Genomic DNA, 18,374 nt, shown 5'->3' on the forward strand with positions numbered 1-18,374 from the left:
GAAAATATGAAAGCAAACGACAACACGGAATGGGTTATGCGGCTGATTGACAGGTATTACCCTGAGGGAAGTGAACTTCGTCGCATCTTTTTGACACATAGCAGGGCAGTTTGTGAGCGCGCCTTGCAGATATGCGACCGTCATCCCGAATTGCATCTTGATAGGCAATTTGTGGAGGAGGCAGCTATGTTGCACGATATTGGTATCTTCGAATGCGACGCGCCGGAAATACATTGTTTCGGTCATGAACCCTATTTGCTGCATGGACGCATTGGGGCAACGCTGCTCAGGGCAGAGGGCTACCCACGCCACGCCCGAGTGTGTGAGCGACACACGGGAGCCGGATTGAGCAAGGAGGCCATTATCGCAGGTAAACTTCCGTTACCTGCAGAGGATTTTCTGCCCGAGAGCTTGGAAGAAAAGGTGGTGTGTTATGCCGATAAGTTTTATAGCAAATCGAAGTTGGAGCGCGTGAAAACCACGGCCGAGGCTGAGCGAAGTCTGGCTCGCTTCGGAGTCGACGGATTGGCACGTTTTAAGGAATGGGAAACAATGTTCGGCTGACAACGTTAAAATAGCGAAATCAGTCGGTTATTCATCATTATTTATTTACTTTTGCACTCCAAATGAGGACAAGGTTTTCCATCATATTCTTGGTTTTTGCCTTGGTTTTTGCCATGGCAGAAAGCCGAGTGTCCCCGTACTGGGGAGAGGATCGGGCCGAGGCGGGCATGGATGCCGAAGCCCCGAGAGATTCAGCCGGCAAGGACTCGACGCAAGTGGGTTCGGCCGACAAGTCTGTCGCGGGGCAGGTGGTCAAGGACACCACAGAGATGGACTCCTTGGAGCTGGCCATATATCATCACAACAGGGCGATTGACGACTCCATACATCTCGACTCCCTGAACAGGAAGAAAAAAAGCGGCATTGATGCCCCCGTGAAATACCAGGCTCAGGACTCTTTGGTCTATGAGGCTGGGACGAAAACAGCCTATCTGTATGGTGGGTCAGAGGTGGACTATGAGAATATGAACCTCAAGAGTGACAAGATTCACATGAGTCTTGACAGCAGTCTGGTGCACGCCACGGGCACGGCTGATTCAACAGAGAAGCGGGGAATCAAAGGGCGCCCTGTCTTCACAATGGGGCAGGATAAATATGACACCGACACCATTTCGTTTAATTTCAAAACCAAGAAGGGGCTTGTGCAGAATGCCTATACTGCTCAGGAGGACGGTTTCCTGACGAGTGAGATCTCCAAGCGAAATGACAAGGGTGAAATGTTTTTGGCCCGTGGACGCTACACCACGTGCGACCTCGAGCACCCCGACTTTTATATTGCCTTGTCGAGGGCAAAGGTACGCCCCGGCAAGGATGTAGTTTTCGGTCCGGCATATCTCGTCGTGGCCGACGTGCCCTTGCCACTGGCCGTTCCCTATGGGTTCTTTCCCTTTACCAAGAGCTATTCCAGCGGATTTATCATGCCAACCTACGGCGATGAGAACAGTCGCGGTTTCTACCTTCGCGACGGAGGATATTACTTTGCCATGAGCGACAAGTGGGATTTGAAGCTACTGGGTGAGATCTACACCAAGGGTTCATGGGGGGTATCTGCTGCCAGCAACTACCGCAGACGTTACAAGTACAACGGCTCTTTCTTTGTGAGTTTTCAGAACACCAAGACGGGTGACAAGGGCATGCCCGACTATCAGGAACAAGAGAGTTTCAAACTGCAATGGAGTCACCGCCAAGACCCTAAGTTCAACCCGTTCAGTTCTTTGTCGGCAAGCGTCAACTATGCATCGCAGAGCTACGAGCGCAATAACCTGACGAGCATGTACAGCCCACAGGCCATGACACAGACCACGCGTACATCGTCGGTGAGCTGGAGCACCACATTCTCAAGCATAGGCATGTCATTGAGCACGTCGGCCAACCTCTCGCAGAACATGCGCGACTCGAGCATCGCCATGACTCTGCCCGATCTGAATATTTCCATCAGTCGTTTTTATCCCTTCCGTCGCAAGCACCGGGTTGGCAACGAGCGCTGGTACGAGAAGATTTCGATGAGTTATACCGGACAGCTGAGCAACTCGATCAACACCAAGGAAGATAAACTCTTGCACTCCAATTTTATCAAGGATTGGCGCAATGGTATGCAACACAGCATACCGGTGAATGCCAACTTCACGCTGTTTAATTATATCAACGTCACTCCCTCGTTTAGTTTTACCGACCGCATGACCTCCAGCAAGGTAATGAAATCATGGGATGAGGCTAACCAAAAAGAAGTGGCTGACACCACCTATGGATTTCACAATCTTTATAATTGGAACATGAGCGTGTCGGCGAACACCAAGTTTTATGGTTTCTTCGTTCCCAACAGAAAGCTGTTTGGCGACAAGATACAGGCCATTCGGCACGTGTTCACACCACAGATAAGTTTCAGTTACGCACCGGATTTTGGTTCATCGCGATATGGATATTACGAAACTTACCAGAGGACGGATGCCAACGGCAACGTGTCATTGGTGGAATATTCGCCCTATTTGAATAGTTTGTATGGAGTTCCGGGCAAAGGGCGCACGGGAAGTATTTCGTGGGATGTGAGCAACAACGTTGAGATGAGAATTAAGACTGACAAAGACTCCACGGGTTTTAAGAAAATAAGTATTATCGACGAGCTTGGTGCCTCGATGTCCTATAACATGGCTGCTGCCAAGCGTCCGTGGAGTGACCTGTCCATGCGCATCCGATTGAAGTGGTGGAAAAACTATACGTTCAACATGAATGCAGTGTTTGCCACTTATGCCTACGAACTCGATGAGAACGGCAAACCATACGTGGGTGATCACACAGAATGGGGCTACGGACGCTTCGGGCGTTTTCAGGGCATGTCGCAAAATATCTCGTACACGCTGAATCCTGAAAAAATCAAAAAACTGTTTGGTGGTGGTGAGCACGAGGAGGACAAGACAAACAAGGATGACGAGGAAGGAATTGACACTGGCCGGGAGAGCAATATAGACAAGGATATGGTTGAAGGGCAACGTGGAGCCAAGAACAAAAGCGGAAGCGGGAAAGCTACGACTGACGAGAATGGCTATATGGCATTCTCCATGCCATGGTCGTTGACGTTTGGCTATGGCATCACGATGCGTGAGAATACAAGTGGCAAGTTCAACGAGAAAACCATGCGCTATCCCTATAAGTTCAGCCAGACGCTGAATGTGAGTGGTAACCTTCGCATCAGCGACGGTTGGAATATCAGCTTTTCCAGTGGCTATGATTTTGAAAACAAGAAGATTTCCATGACCACGGCGTCTCTTCAGCGCGATCTTCACTGTTTCAACATGAGTTGTTCGGTGGTGTTGGCACCTTATACAAGTTATAACTTCTCTTTCCGAGCCAATGCTGCGACGCTTACCGATGCTCTGAAATATGACAAGCGAAGTGGCTACAGCAATGCTGTGCAATGGTATTAGGAAATATGGACTTAAAAGGACGGATGTGGTTTTTTTGACTTTTTGCTGCCGTCTGAAACGTGATGTTCGATAGGAATACAGATTTATTCTGAAGGCAGGTTTGAGTGCCGGGAGGCAAAATATTTCCACAATGGTGCCACCATCATGGCTTGGAGAAACACTCCCTGTTGCAGCATGGCAAACACTTCTTCTTCGTTTTTCAGAAACACTTCAAGGTCTTCGGTGGCATCCCAATGTTGTTCGGTGGTTCGCTCCACACCTTCTGCGAGGAAACAATGACAGAGGTTGGTCATGGTGCTGGGGTTGGGCGAGATGGTCATCAGCTCTGTCCATTTACCACCTGTGTAGCCCGTCTCCTCCTGTAACTCCCGCTGGGCACCCTCAATTGGGGTTTCACCCTCTTCCACACAGCCGGCCACAATTTCTGTAGACACTACCCCGAGGGCATGTCGGTATTGTCGTTCGAGTATAATTTTCCTTTCTTTTGTCAGTGCAATCACGTTGACCCATGTGGGATATTCCAGCACATAGTATTCATCGAACACTTTGCCGGTGGGCAACTCCAATTTGTCGCGACGTGCAGTGAGCCATGGTCGTTTGATAAGATACTCGCTGCCGAGTGTCTTCCAACGCATCTCTTCATCGGTTCTTTGTTTCATTGCTGCATTATTTGAAGGGGAATTTATAGTGCAGTGTATGTGATGCTTTATTTAAAACTGCGTTGACGCACAGCCTCAAACATCAATATTGCTGCACTTACCGACACGTTGAGTGAATCCAGTTGACCCAGCATCGGAATGCGGATGTGGGCGTCGGCAGCCTTTCGCCAAGCGTCGGTCAGACCTGTTGATTCGGTACCCATCACGATGGCTGTGCCCCCACGCATGTCGGAGTCATAATAGGGAGCGGAATCCTGCAATTGTGCCGTGAGAATCTTGATGTTTCGCTCTTTGAGAAAATTCATGCATGCTTGGGAAGAGCAAGCTACTGTGGGCACCGTAAAGATTGCCCCGATGCTGCTTCGAATCAGGTTGGGATTGAAAAGGTCGGTCAGGGGGTTGCACACGATGACAGCATCTGCTTTCGATGCGTCTGCACTGCGCAACACAGCACCGAGGTTCCCCGGCTTTTCCACGCTTTCCAGAACAACGATCAATGGGCTTTCGGGCAAATCGAGGTCGGCCAATGTCCTGTTCTTTACCTTGACTTCGGCCATCATGCCCTCCGTACTGCCGCGATAAGCCATCTTCTCATACACAGCCTGTGTGACTTCGTATATGGTTGTTTGCCCAATGAGGCTGTCCAACTTCCATGCCTCTGGGTTTTTGTCAAGAATATCGCGGCAGCAAAACAAATTTTCTATTTCATATCCAGCATGCGCGCAATGAATCAGCTCACGCACTCCCTCTACTACAAAAAGTCCTTGCTTGCGGCGTTCAGACGATTTCTGTTGTAATGCCACAAGATTTTTTACCTTTGCATTTTGTAGGCTGGAGATGATAAGTTCAGTATTCATGTCGTGTCGTTGTGGAGTAATGGGGTGGAGTGAGTGGATGTTAGTTGGCCTGTGCGAGTTGCAACAGCGATGCCTTTTCGCCCACTACCCAAATGATGTCGCCTTTCTTAAAAACGTGTAGGGGATTAATCATGGTGAGATTGGCCTGCCCCTCCTCGATACCCACGACCATGCAGTTGAACCGGCTACGAATGCCACTCTCTTTCAGTGTTTTGCCGACAAATGGGCAGCGGTCGGTAAGGATGAGCTTCTGGAGCTTCATTTCTCGCTCTTCAATGTGTTCGTCCTCGGGTACAAGTTCTTCCTTCAGCGCCTTGCCGAACTGATGTAGCTGCTCGTCGTTTCCAATGGCTTGGAGGCGATCGTCGGGAAACAAGATGGTTTCGCCATAGGGGATGTTCATGCGCTGCCTGCCACGAAGGATGCTGCTTACATGTACTCCAAACCGGTTGCTCAGGCGCAGTTGGTTCAGTCGTTTGCCTGCCCATGCAGAGTCGGGTGGTACTTCAAAGTCTGATATGTGGATGGAGCGATCGAGCAACCTGCCTTCATAGAGTGGGCGTCGCCGCCCGTGTACCTGTGCTTCAATATCCCTGCTTTGAAGGTTTTTGACAAACATGCGTTCCAATCGGATAGCGCGGTGTTTGAGTTTTCGCGACAGTATCATGATCACGATAATGACCAGAGCCAGCGTGATGACCACGGCACTGGCAAAATGTGTGAGGAGGTTGCAGATGTAAAAGAGGAGTGCTGCCACAATAACGATGCGGACTAAGATCGTGAATATGAGCGGCAAGCGGTTGAGACGGTTCTCTATCCACAGAACCTTGAATTCCTGGCCGTGGTTGTGTTTCATGATGAGCGAGCGCATAAGTGGAGCCAAGACGGCAAGTGTGGCAACTCCGCAGACGGCATTAGCCCACCAATGTGGCAGTATGCTGCGTATAAAAGGCAGGAAGAATGTCAACATCAGCGTCGTGACAGCAGTACAGAGAATGGTATAAATCAAGGTACTGACAATAATCTTTCGCAACAGTTTCTTCCAGTTGCTCTGTTCCTGTGGGGTGGTCACCTGGGCTGAGCCAAGGTGATCAAGCCGCCTGATCCATCGTTTGGGAAGATGCCTTTCCAAACTGTTATAGCATGGTTCGGCGAATCGAATCATATAGGGGGTGAGAAATGTAGTGATAACCGATACGGCCACAACTACAGGATAGAGGAAATCGCTGATGACGCCGAGCGAAAGTCCAAGCGATGCAATGATAAAGGCAAATTCTCCAATCTGTGCCATGGAGAATCCACACCGCATGGCGGTCTTCAGCGGTTGGCCGCTAAGCATGAAGCCGGCAGAACCGAAGATGCCCTGTCCCAACAGAACGGTAGCCACCAGGATTATAATAGGTAGAGCATGCTCCACGATGATTTTGGGATCGACAAGCATACCAACGGATACAAAGAAGATGGCTCCAAAGAGATTCTTTACGGGTTCTACCAATCTGATGATCTTGTCAGCCTCGATGGTTTCGGCAAGGATGCTGCCCATGATGAAAGATCCAAAGGCAGAACTGAATCCGACGGTGGTGGATATCCATGCCATCAGGCAACACAGGCCGATTGAAACGATGACCATGGTCTCATCGGTCATGAGTTTCCTGGTGTTGCGCAAGAGGGATGGAACGATAAATAACCCCACCACAAACCAGAGAATTAGGAAGAACCCAATGCGGAGGACGGAGGCCAGCATCTGCTCGCCATCCGGGTTTTGTCCATTGGCCAGCGACGATAGCATGATCATCATGACAATAGCCAGGATGTCTTCCAGTATTAGAACACTCATCACAAGACCGGCAAATCGTTGTGGCCGCAGCCCCATCTCGTCGAAAGCCTTGTATATGATGGTGGTGGATGACATAGCCAGCATTCCGCCCAGGAAAAGGCTGTCCATTCGGCTCCAGTGGAAGGCGTGCCCGACTCCAACGCCCAATAGGGACATGGAGAAAATAATGGACATGGCAGCAATGATGGGCGACATTCCCATCTTGAGAATCTTTTTGAAAGAAAAGTCAAGCCCTAATGAGAAAAGCAAGAACATCACGCCGATGTCAGCCCAAGTCCGGATAGCTGACTCGTCCATGACATGCATGGTGTAAGGCATGTGTGGACTTACCAGAAAACCGGCCACCAGATATCCCAAGACAAGGGGCTGTCTGAGCTTTTTGAATATCAAGGTCACTGTTCCTGCAACTACAAGAATCAATGCCAAGTCTTTGATGAGGTCGGGAAGTTGTGCCATAAGCCCTTGCTGTGCGGAGGCTATGTTTTAATGTCGGGTTTTATGATTGAACCTTGAGGAAGCCAGATGACGACATGGCCTATCCCATATTTTCAACCTATATAGTAGATGAAGGTGATTAGTAGAAATCACCTTAATCATTATACGTTCCAGTGATTTCGCAAATCTTCGTAATGACCTGCACAGCCTTTTCCATAACCTGCACGGAAACAAATTCGTAGGGGCCGTGGAAGTTTACGCCACCGGCGAAAATGTTGGGGCAGGGAAGACCCTTGAAAGAGAGCTGCGCACCGTCGGTGCCGCCACGGATAGGCTCTACCTTAGGCGTGACACCCGTTTCCTGCATGGCCTTGAGCACGATATCGATGACATACATGTTGGGATCGATCTTCTCCTTCATGTTATAGTACTGGTCGCGTAATTCCACGGTTACAGTTCCGTCACCGTATTTTTCATTCATCTGCCGGGCAATGTCCTCGATGAAGTCTTTTCGGTCTTCGAATTTCTTGCGGTCGTGGTCGCGAATGATATAGTTCAACTTGGCCTCTTCACAACGACTGTCAATGCCAAGGAGATGATAGAAACCCTGATAGCCCTCGGTGGTTTCGGGGATATCGGTCTCGGGAATAAAGCTGTTGAACTCGCAGGCCAGTCGGCTGGCATTTATCATTTTGTCTTTTGCATACCCCGTATGGACGCTCACGCCTTTAATCAGGATTTTGGCTGCAGCAGCATTGAAGTTTTCATATTCCAGGTTGCCAATGTCGCCACCGTCCATGGTGTATGCCCATTGGCATCCAAACTTCTCCACGTCGAAGTGATGGGCACCCATGCCAATCTCCTCATCGGGATTGAAAGCCACGCGAATATCGCCATGTTTAATCTCGTTGTGGTCGCGCAGAAAACACATGGCCTGCACAATCTCGGCAATACCAGCCTTGTCGTCGGCGCCGAGAAGGGTTGTGCCGTCGGTCACAATGATATCCTCACCCTTGTGAGCCAGAAGCTCTGGGAATTTTTGGGGAGAGGAAATAATACCTGGTGACAGTTCGATGTCGCCGCCATCATAATTTTTGATGATGCGAGCCTTGACATTGGCACCACTGGCATCAAGTGCCGTGTCGTAATGGGCAATAAATCCAATGGTAGGAACTTCTTTCTTGGTGTTGGAAGGCAATGTGGCGTAGATGTATCCCATCTCGTCCATCTCAACGTCTTTGAGGCCTTCGCGCTCAAGTTCCTCCTTCAGATATTTGGCAAAAACAAGCTGTTTTGATGTACTGGGCACGGTGTCGGAATCTTCTGCCGACTGTGTGTCGAACTTCGTGTAGTTAATAAATCTTTCAGTTATATCCATATTTTCAAGGAAAAAATAACGTGAAGCAATGCTTCATGGTGACTCCGGCGGGACTCAAACCCGCGACACCCAGAACCGGAATCTGGTGCTCTATTCAACTGAGCTACGGAGCCGTGAATTAAAATATGTGCAAAAATAATAATAATTTTGGGAAATACAAAGACTATGAAGAAAAAAAACAGGGGATACGTTGCCGGGTCAAAGATTCTACAATAAAAAACCGAATGGCTTGTTGTCAGTCATTCGGCTTTTCCAAAGTCGGGGCGACAGGATTCGAACCTGCGACCACCTGGTCCCAAACCAGGAGCGCTACCGGACTGCGCTACACCCCGTGAAATGTCAGGTATACGGGCTCTGTGGAATATGCCCACCTGAATTTCGACTGCAAAGGTATATCTTTTTTGTTATACCACCAAGAAAATTTCTTCTTTTTCTTAAAAGTATCTGCCTACCCGTTCTGCAGTTGTCAGGATGTGAACAAGACGAGATATACTCCACATGGAGTCGTTGGAGGTTTTCTCGTTTCGGTTTTCCAGTATACTGATAGGTGTTCAAAAAGATATCTAAAAAAATAAATTGCTGCCATTTTGCAAAATAAAACGCAATTGAGTGTGCATTTATTCAATAAATGATTAACTTTGCACGCAACTGTAAAAAGAACGAAAGGTTATATACAATGAGCAATCTGATCAAACCAGAAGGGTATACGGCTCTGCTCGATATGCGCGAAACGGAGCAGGGTATCAAGAAAATCAAGGATTTTTTTCAGCAGAATCTGTCCACGGAATTGCGTTTGCGCCGTGTCACGGCACCTCTTTTCGTATTGAAGGGACTGGGTATCAATGATGATCTGAACGGCGTAGAACGTCCGGTTAGTTTTCCCATTAAGGATTTGGGCGAAGCTAAGGCTGAGGTTGTTCATTCGTTGGCCAAATGGAAACGACTCACGTTGGCTGAATACAACGTAGATCCGGGGTATGGTATCTATACTGACATGAATGCCATTCGGGCTGACGAGGAGCTGGACAATCTCCATTCTTTATATGTGGATCAGTGGGACTGGGAAGCTGTTATAACGGAAGCTGATCGCACTGTTGCATTCCTTGAGGATGTGGTGCGACGCATTTATGCAGCTATTCTCCGCACGGAGTTCCTTGCCTGTGAATGCTATCCGCAAATCAAGCCTTTCTTGCCCAAGGAGATTCATTTCATACACAGTCAGGATTTGCTGGATGAATATCCTGACCTGTCGGCCAAGGAGCGCGAGGAGGCAGCATGCAGGAAATATGGTGCTGTGTTCATCGAGGGTATCGGTGGAAAACTGTCGAATGGTGAGAAGCATGATGGTCGTGCACCGGACTACGACGACTGGTCTACGGTGGCAGAGAACGGCAAGGCTGGCTTGAACGGCGATATATTGGTTTGGTACCCCATTTTGCAACGTTCCATAGAACTGAGTTCCATGGGTATTCGTGTAGACAAGAAGGCCTTGCTGCGGCAGTTGGAGTGCACGGGAAAAGAAGACCGCAAAAAACTCTACTTTCATCAGCAGCTGCTCAACGACCAACTGCCTCTCTGCATCGGTGGAGGTATCGGCCAGAGCCGTCTGTGCATGATACTATTGCACAAGGCACATATAGGCGAAATCCAGGCAAGCATCTGGCCTGAAGACATGAAGAGAGAATGTGGCGAGCTGGGTATGCCCCTCATTTGATTCGGAGCATCTGCCTTTTAAATTTTCATTGTCGACACAATTTTATTGGCACGTTCCAATGCAAGATTGATATGGGGGCAGATGTTTTCTTCGCCCAGCAAGTCGTTAACCCTTGCCTTGTCGAGCACGTCTTTCACTTTTGGAAGCACCCCGGACAGCACGACAGGCACGCCTGCTTGGCGTGAGTGCTTGCAAAGTGTTGTGAGGTTGTGGATCCCCGTGGAGTCGACAAAAGGAACCCTGCGCATACGTATGATGCGCACCTTGGGGTGTTTCCGCATTTCGTCCATCACCTCCTCAAATTTATTGCCGGCTCCAAAGAAGAAGGGGGTCGTTTATTTCATACACTTCAACCCCGTCAGGAATCGTAAGGCTTTCTGTGTCCAATTGCATATCCGTCTCGTCGTTGGTGTCTATCTCGTCTGTCGCCACGCTGGTATCTACAGCCTCAGATATGCGCCGCATGAAGAGCAAACACGGCTTATAGTGAATCATATCAATTTTGTCAAGAAAATATAACGCCAAACCAGACTATTTTTTCGGATGAAATAGAATGGAAAACCTGATGTATACGAGGTTTTACGTCTCTTTTGAGCGGAACAAGCTGTCGGGTTTTGGCGAGAAAGGTTTAATCGCATGGCGTCTAAGCTCTAATCGCGTTGCGTTTAGGCTTTTGTCGCCTTGCGACTAAGGCTTATTGATGTTGCCATTAAGGCTTAGTCGCGGTCGGAAAGAAAGTGGAAATAATGAGGAAAAAGGGTGATTGAAAGCCAAATGACTGAGGATTAGGGAGTTGTAAAAACGCACCATTTTTCGAGTATTTCGGAGAAAAGGTTTTTTGTTTCAGAATACGAGAAATACGGAAGCCGGTTTGTTCGTATTTTTCGTGGAATATAGAAGGCGTGGATTTGCAGTGGAATGATGGTTGCGAAAAGCATGGAACTGCACAACCGTCAGGCGAGTTCCAAACCTAACTTGACTCTGAGTTTCTCAATGGCAGGGTTTTTCTGCCGCAGTTCATCAAAGATTTCGCGCTTGGTATAGGCTCTTCGCCTGTTGTCGATGTCAGCAAGTTTCAGGCTGACGGTTATCCCGTCGTTGCCCAGCGTCTTCTTCATCGTGGCAGCAATGCTGTTCTTGATATCGTTGACTTGACTGAGCAAGATTTCATTATCAATAACCACCTCAATATTGGGGTAGTCTGCAATGTGCGGGGTGATGTTCTTGAGCCGTGATGCCAACCCAACCAGGCGTTGCGGCATACGGTTGCACATCAGTGTCCATTGAATGCTGAGTTCTTCCTCGGTAAACTTCTTGTTGTTGTCTGGAACGCTTTTTTCTTCGGCCTTACTTACCGCGATGCTGTTGGGTTGCTGTACCCCACGCCGTAGATTGCCGAAGGTTATTCCTACATTCTTCAGCTTTACGCGGGATGCCGAAGGCTTGGCATGAGTGGTGTTTTGTGGGATGTTGTGTGTCTTTGCCTCGTTAGGGGATATTGCAGAGGAGTTGGCAGCAACGGCTTGCGAGAGCTCTGCAGCTGCTTGTACACGTTTCTCGGCCCCGGCTACCTGCTGCGCCGGTTTAGGCTGAGAAGTCTTGATATTCTTGAACAGGATTTTCAAACACTTGGGGCTACGCCCCGCCCCCTCGGCATCATCATCGCTCGGTTGGGTGATTTGTGCCACACGGATGAGCGTCAGTTCTGCCAGAAGCCGCTTGTTGCTGCTCTGTCGGTAGTTCACGTCGCATTCGTTCATGATTTTAAGAGCTTGATACAGAAAGCGTTTAGGGCACTTTTTCGCTTGTTCCTGATATTTCTGCCGCTGCTGTTGGCTCACCTCGAGCAGTGGGAGTGTCTGAGGATCGTTGGCCATCATGACGTTGCGCACATGGGAGGCCAGTCCGTTGATAAGGTTTCCGGCATCGAATCCCTTGGCAATAATACGATTAACCAGCACCATGATGTCGCTCACCTTGTTCTCTATGGCGAGGTCAATGATGTGGAAATAGTTCTCAGCATCGAGCACGTTCAGGTCTTCAAGAACCTTCTGGAAGGTGATATTGCCTTGGCAGTAGCTGGCCACCTGGTCGAAAATTGACAATGCATCCCGCATGCCGCCATCAGCTTTCTCGGCTATAATGCCGAGCGCCTCCTCCTCGTATGAGATACCTTCCTGGTCGGCCACCTTCTTCAGATGGTCTATGGTCTCTGGTACTGTCATGCGCTCAAAGTCGTATATCTGGCACCTTGACAATATCGTGGGCAGTATCTTGTGCTTCTCTGTGGTGGCGAGTATGAAGATGACGTGTGCTGGCGGTTCCTCCAAGGTTTTCAGAAAAGCGTTGAAAGCCGACGTGGACAGCATGTGCACCTCATCGATGATAAACACTTTGTAACGGCCGGTTTGTGGTGGAATCTGTGTCTGCTCCATCAGTGTCTTGATGTTTTCCACCGAGTTGTTGCTGGCAGCGTCGAGTTCAAAGATATTCATCGACCTTCCCTCATTGAACGACTTGCAACTGGAACATTCGTTGCAGGCCTCGCCGTCAGCGCTGGGATGCTCGCAGTTAATGGTTTTGGCGAATATACGTGCACATGTGGTTTTACCCACTCCGCGTGGCCCACAGAACAAATAGGCATGAGCCAGCTTGTCGCCCTTGACGGCATTTTTGAGTGTCGTAGTCAGAGCCTCCTGCCCCACCACGGCGCTAAATGTCATCGGGCGGTATTTTCTGGCCGATACGATGTAGTTTTCCATAATGTGTAACTGATTATAGTTGATGCAAAGATACTGTAATTAGGGCGAAGGACAAAACAAATGTTTGGTTTTCTTTTGGTTTTCAACCGAATTGCATTAACTTTGCAAAAGGTTATAACAAAGGGGTATGAGTAGTAAATTTGCCTATGTTTGGGGCGTTCTGTCACGGTACAAATATCTGATAACAGTTGTTGTCGGTGTAGCTGTGGTGGGCTTCATCGACGAGAACAGTTACATGAAGCGCATACAGTATGATTTGCAGATAGGACAGATGAAGGAGGAAATCCGCAAATACAATATCCAGAACGAGCAGTCTACCCGAGCTCTTGATGAATTAAAACGAAATCCTAAGGCTATACAGAAAATAGCTCGCGAGCGCTATTTCATGAAAGCCGATGATGAAGATATCTATGTACTGAGTTCCGATCGACAGGTTTCCGACGGGATGCAGACAACAACGAAAGAATTTGATGAAGCAACTCAATAAATTACAAAGTTTACTATTTATTATCGGGGGAATATTGATGGTCGTTGGTGCCGGATGCTTCGCCCTGATTTGGCAGCAGTCTATTGCCTGCTGGGTGTTTTTGGCGGGTGCGTTGCTGTTTACCACGATGCAAATTCTCCAATCCTACGAGGGGCGTGACATCACCATCAGGCGACTGAAGCGTATCCAGGGCTTGGCCGACATCCTGTTTTTGTTGGCCGGTATGCTGATGGCCGATAAGGTGTATGGCTTTTTCCGTCCTTTGTTCTCCAATATGGTGGATTATACCAACTATCTGTTTAACAAGTGGGTGGTGGTGTTGCTCATCGCAGCTATTTTGGAGGTGTATACTGTTCATCGTCTCGACCATGAACTTTCCAAAAAAAATATAAAAGAATAGGTTATATCTTTAAATAGCATAATTTTTTTTTATGCTTCACGAATAGATATTATCTTTGTGAGACTTGAACAAACATTGGTTTATGAACAAAGTTTTATACGCAATCATCAGTATGCTTACCCTAACATCGTGTGCCGACACCTATAACATAGCTGGTACATCCAATGTGTCTACGCTCGATGGACAGAAGCTGTACCTGAAGGTGTACAAGGATGCAGAGTTGAAGGAAATTGATTCATGCGATGTGGTGCATGGGCAGTTTCATTTTCAGGGAACGATTGATTCGGTGCGTATAGCCAATATTTTTATGGACGACAATGCCGGCTTGCCGGTGGTTCTTGAGAGTGGGGAAATCATGGTCAAGATAGATAACACACAGGAGTCTGTCACCGGAACCCCTCTCAACGACAAGCTTTCGGAATTCCGTGAGAAGTTCACGCAGCTTATGAACCAGAGCATGGACTTGGTGCATCGTCATGACCAGGCGATTATGAATGGCAACGACATGACCGTTGTCAACGCTAAATTGGCTGCTGAGGATGCAAACATCAACAAGGAGATGGATAAGCTGGTAACTTTGTTCGTTACCGAAAATTTTGACAATGTGCTCGGTCCGTATGTTTTTATCAACACATGCATGAGCCGGTATCAAGTGCCTATGCTTGACGCTTGGATAGAGGACATTATGAGCAAGGCAACCGGGAAGTTCAAGAACGACCAACAAGTGAAAGAATATTATGAGGCCGCCCAGCAGAACCAGAATATCATGAATGGTATGCAGGAAGCACCGCAGCAAACACCAGCACAGCCAACAGTGCCGCCGGTGGACGGTCCAACGCCCAATCAGCTGGCTTCACCTCAGGGCTCCCAGCAGTCTCCTGCGCAGGATGCAACGTCCGAAGTAAAGTAATCTTGTCCGCTAATTTACTGAACTATGAGAACAATCATTGATGGCGGAAACATTGTCAATGAAGGCAGAATGTTTATAGGCACTGTCATTATAGACGATGACCGCATCTCTGATATTATTGAAGGGAAAAATACCCCCCGTGGAAACTGCGACCGGTTCGTAGATGCCACGGGGTGTTTCGTACTACCCGGGGTAATCGACGAGCATGTCCATTTCCGCGAACCCGGACTAACGCGTAAGGCAGACATGGAGAGCGAGACGCGGGCTGCGGTTGCAGGAGGGGTGACCTCGTTCCTCGACATGCCCAATACCGTGCCGCAAACAACGACACCCGAAGCCTTGGACGACAAAATAGCAATGGCAGCCGGCCGGAGCCATATCAACTATGGATTCTTCTTCGGAGCCGGTAGGGACAACTGTGAGCAATTTGCTGGCCTCGACACCACTCGTATTCCAGGCATCAAACTGTTTATGGGAGCTTCCACGGGCAACATGCTTGTGGATCGTAAAGAGGTGCTTGAAAAAATATTCAAGACCTGTGCCGAACTCGGTCTCCCACTGATGACACATTGTGAGGACACGGCCATGATCAATGAAAACATGGCTCGGGCCAAGCAACAATATGGCGATGACCCTGACATCACGCTCCATTCATCCATTCGTTCGGCTGAGGCCTGCTACACATCTTCTTTGCAGGCAGTGGAACTGGCACACCAATATGGCACTCGCCTGCACATCGCCCACGTTAGCACAGCCCGCGAGGTTTCGCTGTTTGAGCCGATTCAAACGGGTTGCCCGTTGCCGCAAATCACGGGAGAGGTTACCTTGGCTCACCTGTGGTTCTCCGAAGAGGACTACCAGACGAAGGGGGCACTCATCAAATGCAATCCGTCGGTGAAAAGTAAGAACGACCGTGAAGCCTTGCGTAACGCCTTGCGCGACAGCCGAATCGTTGCTATTGGAACAGATCATGCTCCACACGAGTTGAAGGATAAGTTTGGAGGTTGTGCCAAGGCGGCTTCGGGAATGCCAAGCATACAGTTTTCGTTGGTTACCATGCTAACCTTGGCAGACGAGGGAGTAATTCCCATTGAACGTTTGCCGGAGCTTATGGCTCATCATCCGGCACAGTTGTTTTCCATCAGTGACCGTGGATTCCTGCGCAAAGGTTATAAAGCCGATGTTGTTATTGTGCAGAAAACAGCCCCTTGGCAGGTCACCGAAAGCCTGATAGAAAGCAAATGTGGATGGAGCCCATTGCTCGGACAGCAATACCAATGGAAAGTAAAATACACGTTCTGCAATGGTCATTTGGCTTATAACGATGGTCACATCGACGAGAATTACTTTGGCGAGGCTCTGCGATTCAGGATTGACGAAGGTTAAACGTCTTCATCTGCATTGGTTCAGACTGCCGCAATACATAGGCTGTTCCTCTCGCTTCCCAATTCTTAACTTATAAAAACAACGTCTTTTGATAGCTCGAATATTTTTTCTTATCGTTCTTGTCATTGTCTTACCTGAACTCTATTTTGAATGGTACAGGCGTAAGCGTCGCCGCAGACAAACCTGGAAAAGGAGGGTGTTGAATTGGATTCCGGAGGCGGGCATGTTGGTCTACACGATCTTCTTGGCGGTTTGCAAGAACTTTGTACCGGATGACATGAGGATAACCTATGTCTATCTGTTGATCATCGGACTGTATGTCGTACCCAAAGCGCTCTATGCCTTGTGTTCGATGGTGGGTTTGGCATGCAAACGCTTAACCCGTAGCCGTTACAACTGGGGCAATCTTGTGGCATTCTTCCTGGTTTTGCTTTCATGGTACATAACAATATATGGGTCAACGTTGGGTTTCAGAAAACTTGAGGTCAGGCATGTTGATTTGTATTTTAACGACCTCCCCAAAAGTTTTGAGGGGTATAAAATCGTGCAATTTACCGATGCTCACGTAGGCAGTTTGCTCGGAAACGACACCCGTCAGCTGCAAAGAGTAGTCGACAGTATCAATGCACAAAAACCCGATTTGATTGCCTTTACCGGCGACTTGCAAAACCTTCGTCCCCAGGAGTTGTATCCCGTGCAGGATATTCTTGCTGGGTTGAGCGCCCGAGATGGCGTCGTTTCGGTCTTGGGAAACCACGACTACAGCGAGTATATTGATGAAGATCCAGTTATAGAGGTCGCTAACTGCAGGGAGATGATTTCCCGTCAACGGCAGTGGGGATGGAGGTTGCTGCTCAATGAGCATACAGCCATTCATCGCGACAAAGACTCAATTGTCATTGCCGGAGAGGAAAACCTTGAGCGACCGGCACGGGCGGACTTTGCCAAGACGATGGCTGGGGTGGGCGAGAGAGCCTTCGTGGTGATGTTGCAGCACGATCCCCGAGCCTGGGACAGACACATCAAGTCTGACAAGCGTGTACAAATCACCTTGAGCGGCCATGTGCATGGAGGACAGGTGGCACTTTTCGGTTTTCGTCCTTCATCCTTGATACTCAAACGGGACTACGGGCTTTTTGAGGAAAACAAGCGATTTTTATATGTCTCCTCGGGCATAGGCGGACTCATCCCGTTTCGCTTTGGAGTCTCGCCTGAAATCGTGGTTTTCACCTTACATCAATCACATCCATGAAGTATCTTTACAGATTATACCAGCTGTTCTTTTTTCTCCCTCTGTTTTTAGCAACAACTATTGTCATCGCGTTGGTCACGATTGTGGGCAGTTTTCTTGGCAACGGACATTTCTGGAGCTATTATCCAGGCAAACTTTGGTCCTGGCTCACTATTCGGTTGCTGTTGTTGCCCATCAAGGTGGAGGGTAGGGAGAACCTTGTGAAGGGACAATCGTATGTGTTTGTAGCCAATCATCAAGGCATGTTCGATATCTTTCTTATTTATGGTTTTCTTAACCGCAACTTCAAGTGGATGATGAAGAAGTCGCTCCGCAAGATTCCTTTCGTGGGGGCGGCCTGCCAGGCGTCACATCAAATTTTTGTGGATCGAAGTAGCACGTCGGCTATTAGGCATACCTACGACCAAGCGCGGACGATGCTCTGCAACGAGATGTCGCTGGTGGTTTTTCCCGAGGGAGCCCGCACTTTCACGGGACACATGGGATTTTTCCGACGTGGTGCGTTCTTGCTGGCCGATGAACTGCAGTTACCTGTGTGTCCACTCACCATCAATGGATCATTCGATGTCATGCCCCGCATGCGGGATTACCGTTGGGTGAAGTGGCATCCGCTCAGTCTCACGATACATAAACCCATCGCGCCGATTAGTCAGGGGCGGGAGAACATTGAATATTTGAAAAATGAGAGCTACCGGGTGGTGATGAGTGGCCTTGAGAAAGAACATCAGGGCTATGTCGAAAATCCTGACCAATAAATATCGTTTTTAGCATTGCTATTATCATTTTATTTTATAATTTTGCACGAAACGGAA

At 48.6% G+C, this 18,374-nt stretch carries 16 protein-coding genes and 2 tRNA genes; 9 read left to right on the forward strand and 9 right to left on the reverse strand.

The window, feature by feature from the left end:
* The first annotated feature begins 6 nt into the window (after positions 1–6).
* The gene (locus HMPREF0645_RS04745; protein ID WP_245544002.1) at positions 7–564 is read left to right on the forward strand and encodes an HD domain-containing protein; all 558 of its coding nucleotides are present in this window, start codon (positions 7–9) and stop codon (positions 562–564) included.
* Positions 565–626: 62 nt separating this feature from the next.
* The gene (locus tag HMPREF0645_RS04750) at positions 627–3,485 is read left to right on the forward strand and encodes a putative LPS assembly protein LptD (protein ID WP_007173759.1); all 2,859 of its coding nucleotides are present in this window, start codon (positions 627–629) and stop codon (positions 3,483–3,485) included.
* A gap of 83 nt (positions 3,486–3,568) precedes the next feature.
* On the opposite strand, the gene HMPREF0645_RS04755 is transcribed toward HMPREF0645_RS04750, so the two are convergent.
* From HMPREF0645_RS04755 to HMPREF0645_RS04780, 6 genes are all read right to left on the reverse strand, one after another.
* A complete protein-coding gene (locus HMPREF0645_RS04755; protein WP_007173760.1) occupies positions 3,569–4,144 on the reverse strand; it encodes an NUDIX hydrolase in 576 nt (191 codons plus the stop codon).
* A gap of 47 nt (positions 4,145–4,191) precedes the next feature.
* A complete protein-coding gene (locus HMPREF0645_RS04760) occupies positions 4,192–5,001 on the reverse strand; it encodes a TrmH family RNA methyltransferase (RefSeq protein WP_007173761.1) in 810 nt (269 codons plus the stop codon).
* Between the two features lie 40 nt (positions 5,002–5,041).
* Positions 5,042–7,294: a cation:proton antiporter gene (locus HMPREF0645_RS04765; RefSeq protein ID WP_007173762.1), complete on the reverse strand. Its 2,253-nt coding sequence runs from the start codon at positions 7,292–7,294 to the stop codon at positions 5,042–5,044.
* 133 nt (positions 7,295–7,427) lie between these two features.
* A complete protein-coding gene (pepT, locus tag HMPREF0645_RS04770; protein ID WP_007173763.1) occupies positions 7,428–8,651 on the reverse strand; it encodes a peptidase T in 1,224 nt (407 codons plus the stop codon).
* A 36-nt stretch (positions 8,652–8,687) separates the two neighbouring features.
* Positions 8,688–8,764 (reverse strand) — tRNA-Arg (locus tag HMPREF0645_RS04775).
* A gap of 145 nt (positions 8,765–8,909) precedes the next feature.
* Positions 8,910–8,983 (reverse strand) — tRNA-Pro (locus tag HMPREF0645_RS04780).
* Between the two features lie 344 nt (positions 8,984–9,327).
* Here HMPREF0645_RS04780 and asnA point away from each other — a divergent pair.
* Positions 9,328–10,365, forward strand: a complete 1,038-nt coding sequence (asnA, locus tag HMPREF0645_RS04785) for an aspartate--ammonia ligase (protein WP_044123305.1) — start codon at positions 9,328–9,330, stop codon at positions 10,363–10,365.
* Positions 10,366–10,382: 17 nt separating this feature from the next.
* On the opposite strand, the gene HMPREF0645_RS14360 is transcribed toward asnA, so the two are convergent.
* From HMPREF0645_RS14360 to HMPREF0645_RS04800, 3 genes are all read right to left on the reverse strand, one after another.
* Positions 10,383–10,655: an STAS domain-containing protein gene (locus HMPREF0645_RS14360; protein ID WP_007173765.1), complete on the reverse strand. Its 273-nt coding sequence runs from the start codon at positions 10,653–10,655 to the stop codon at positions 10,383–10,385.
* Between the two features lie 13 nt (positions 10,656–10,668).
* Positions 10,669–10,860 (reverse strand): hypothetical protein, encoded by a 192-nt coding sequence (locus HMPREF0645_RS14365; protein WP_336433164.1) that lies wholly within the window; start codon positions 10,858–10,860, stop codon positions 10,669–10,671.
* A 458-nt stretch (positions 10,861–11,318) separates the two neighbouring features.
* A complete protein-coding gene (locus HMPREF0645_RS04800) occupies positions 11,319–13,127 on the reverse strand; it encodes a DNA polymerase III subunit gamma/tau (protein ID WP_007173767.1) in 1,809 nt (602 codons plus the stop codon).
* A gap of 127 nt (positions 13,128–13,254) precedes the next feature.
* Between HMPREF0645_RS04800 and HMPREF0645_RS04805 the strand changes: the two genes are divergently transcribed.
* The 6 genes from HMPREF0645_RS04805 (at position 13,255) to HMPREF0645_RS04830 (ending at position 18,317) form a co-directional block, all read left to right on the forward strand.
* Positions 13,255–13,614, forward strand: a complete 360-nt coding sequence (locus HMPREF0645_RS04805) for an FtsB family cell division protein (RefSeq protein ID WP_007173768.1) — start codon at positions 13,255–13,257, stop codon at positions 13,612–13,614.
* Positions 13,598–14,014 carry a hypothetical protein gene (locus tag HMPREF0645_RS04810; protein WP_007173769.1) on the forward strand — a complete coding sequence of 139 codons (417 nt, stop codon included), beginning with the start codon at positions 13,598–13,600 and terminating at the stop codon, positions 14,012–14,014. The genes HMPREF0645_RS04805 and HMPREF0645_RS04810 overlap by 17 nt, the downstream gene beginning before the upstream one ends.
* 82 nt (positions 14,015–14,096) lie before the next feature.
* Complete coding sequence (locus HMPREF0645_RS04815; protein ID WP_007173770.1) at positions 14,097–14,924, forward strand: DUF4369 domain-containing protein; 828 nt, start codon at positions 14,097–14,099, stop codon at positions 14,922–14,924.
* A 24-nt stretch (positions 14,925–14,948) separates the two neighbouring features.
* Positions 14,949–16,310: a dihydroorotase gene (locus HMPREF0645_RS04820; RefSeq protein ID WP_007173771.1), complete on the forward strand. Its 1,362-nt coding sequence runs from the start codon at positions 14,949–14,951 to the stop codon at positions 16,308–16,310.
* Between the two features lie 88 nt (positions 16,311–16,398).
* On the forward strand, positions 16,399–17,562 hold the full coding sequence (locus HMPREF0645_RS04825) for a metallophosphoesterase (RefSeq protein ID WP_007173772.1): 1,164 nt from the start codon (positions 16,399–16,401) through the stop codon (positions 17,560–17,562).
* Positions 17,559–18,317: a lysophospholipid acyltransferase family protein gene (locus HMPREF0645_RS04830; RefSeq protein ID WP_007173773.1), complete on the forward strand. Its 759-nt coding sequence runs from the start codon at positions 17,559–17,561 to the stop codon at positions 18,315–18,317. The genes HMPREF0645_RS04825 and HMPREF0645_RS04830 overlap by 4 nt, the downstream gene beginning before the upstream one ends.
* Positions 18,318–18,374 lie beyond the last annotated feature (57 nt).

Source organism: Hallella bergensis DSM 17361 (assembly GCF_000160535.1).
GTDB classification, from domain to species: Bacteria; Bacteroidota; Bacteroidia; order Bacteroidales; family Bacteroidaceae; genus Prevotella; species Prevotella bergensis.

Excerpts from the sequence above, each read along its gene's own strand:
- asnA (WP_044123305.1), top strand. The coding sequence starts at position 9,328 with ATGAGCAATCTGATCAAACCAGAAGGGTATACGGCTCTGCTCGATATG.
- HMPREF0645_RS04760 (WP_007173761.1), bottom strand. The coding sequence starts at position 5,001 with ATGAATACTGAACTTATCATCTCCAGCCTACAAAATGCAAAGGTAAAA.
- HMPREF0645_RS04815 (WP_007173770.1), top strand. The coding sequence starts at position 14,097 with ATGAACAAAGTTTTATACGCAATCATCAGTATGCTTACCCTAACATCG.
- HMPREF0645_RS04805 (WP_007173768.1), top strand. The coding sequence starts at position 13,255 with ATGAGTAGTAAATTTGCCTATGTTTGGGGCGTTCTGTCACGGTACAAA.
- HMPREF0645_RS04830 (WP_007173773.1), top strand. The coding sequence starts at position 17,559 with ATGAAGTATCTTTACAGATTATACCAGCTGTTCTTTTTTCTCCCTCTG.
- HMPREF0645_RS04820 (WP_007173771.1), top strand. The coding sequence starts at position 14,949 with ATGAGAACAATCATTGATGGCGGAAACATTGTCAATGAAGGCAGAATG.
- pepT (WP_007173763.1), bottom strand. The coding sequence starts at position 8,651 with ATGGATATAACTGAAAGATTTATTAACTACACGAAGTTCGACACACAG.
- HMPREF0645_RS14360 (WP_007173765.1), bottom strand. The coding sequence starts at position 10,655 with ATGGACGAAATGCGGAAACACCCCAAGGTGCGCATCATACGTATGCGC.
- HMPREF0645_RS04750 (WP_007173759.1), top strand. The coding sequence starts at position 627 with ATGAGGACAAGGTTTTCCATCATATTCTTGGTTTTTGCCTTGGTTTTT.
- HMPREF0645_RS04745 (WP_245544002.1), top strand. The coding sequence starts at position 7 with ATGAAAGCAAACGACAACACGGAATGGGTTATGCGGCTGATTGACAGG.
- HMPREF0645_RS04810 (WP_007173769.1), top strand. The coding sequence starts at position 13,598 with ATGAAGCAACTCAATAAATTACAAAGTTTACTATTTATTATCGGGGGA.
- HMPREF0645_RS04765 (WP_007173762.1), bottom strand. The coding sequence starts at position 7,294 with ATGGCACAACTTCCCGACCTCATCAAAGACTTGGCATTGATTCTTGTA.
- HMPREF0645_RS04755 (WP_007173760.1), bottom strand. The coding sequence starts at position 4,144 with ATGAAACAAAGAACCGATGAAGAGATGCGTTGGAAGACACTCGGCAGC.
- HMPREF0645_RS04800 (WP_007173767.1), bottom strand. The coding sequence starts at position 13,127 with ATGGAAAACTACATCGTATCGGCCAGAAAATACCGCCCGATGACATTT.
- HMPREF0645_RS14365 (WP_336433164.1), bottom strand. The coding sequence starts at position 10,860 with ATGATTCACTATAAGCCGTGTTTGCTCTTCATGCGGCGCATATCTGAG.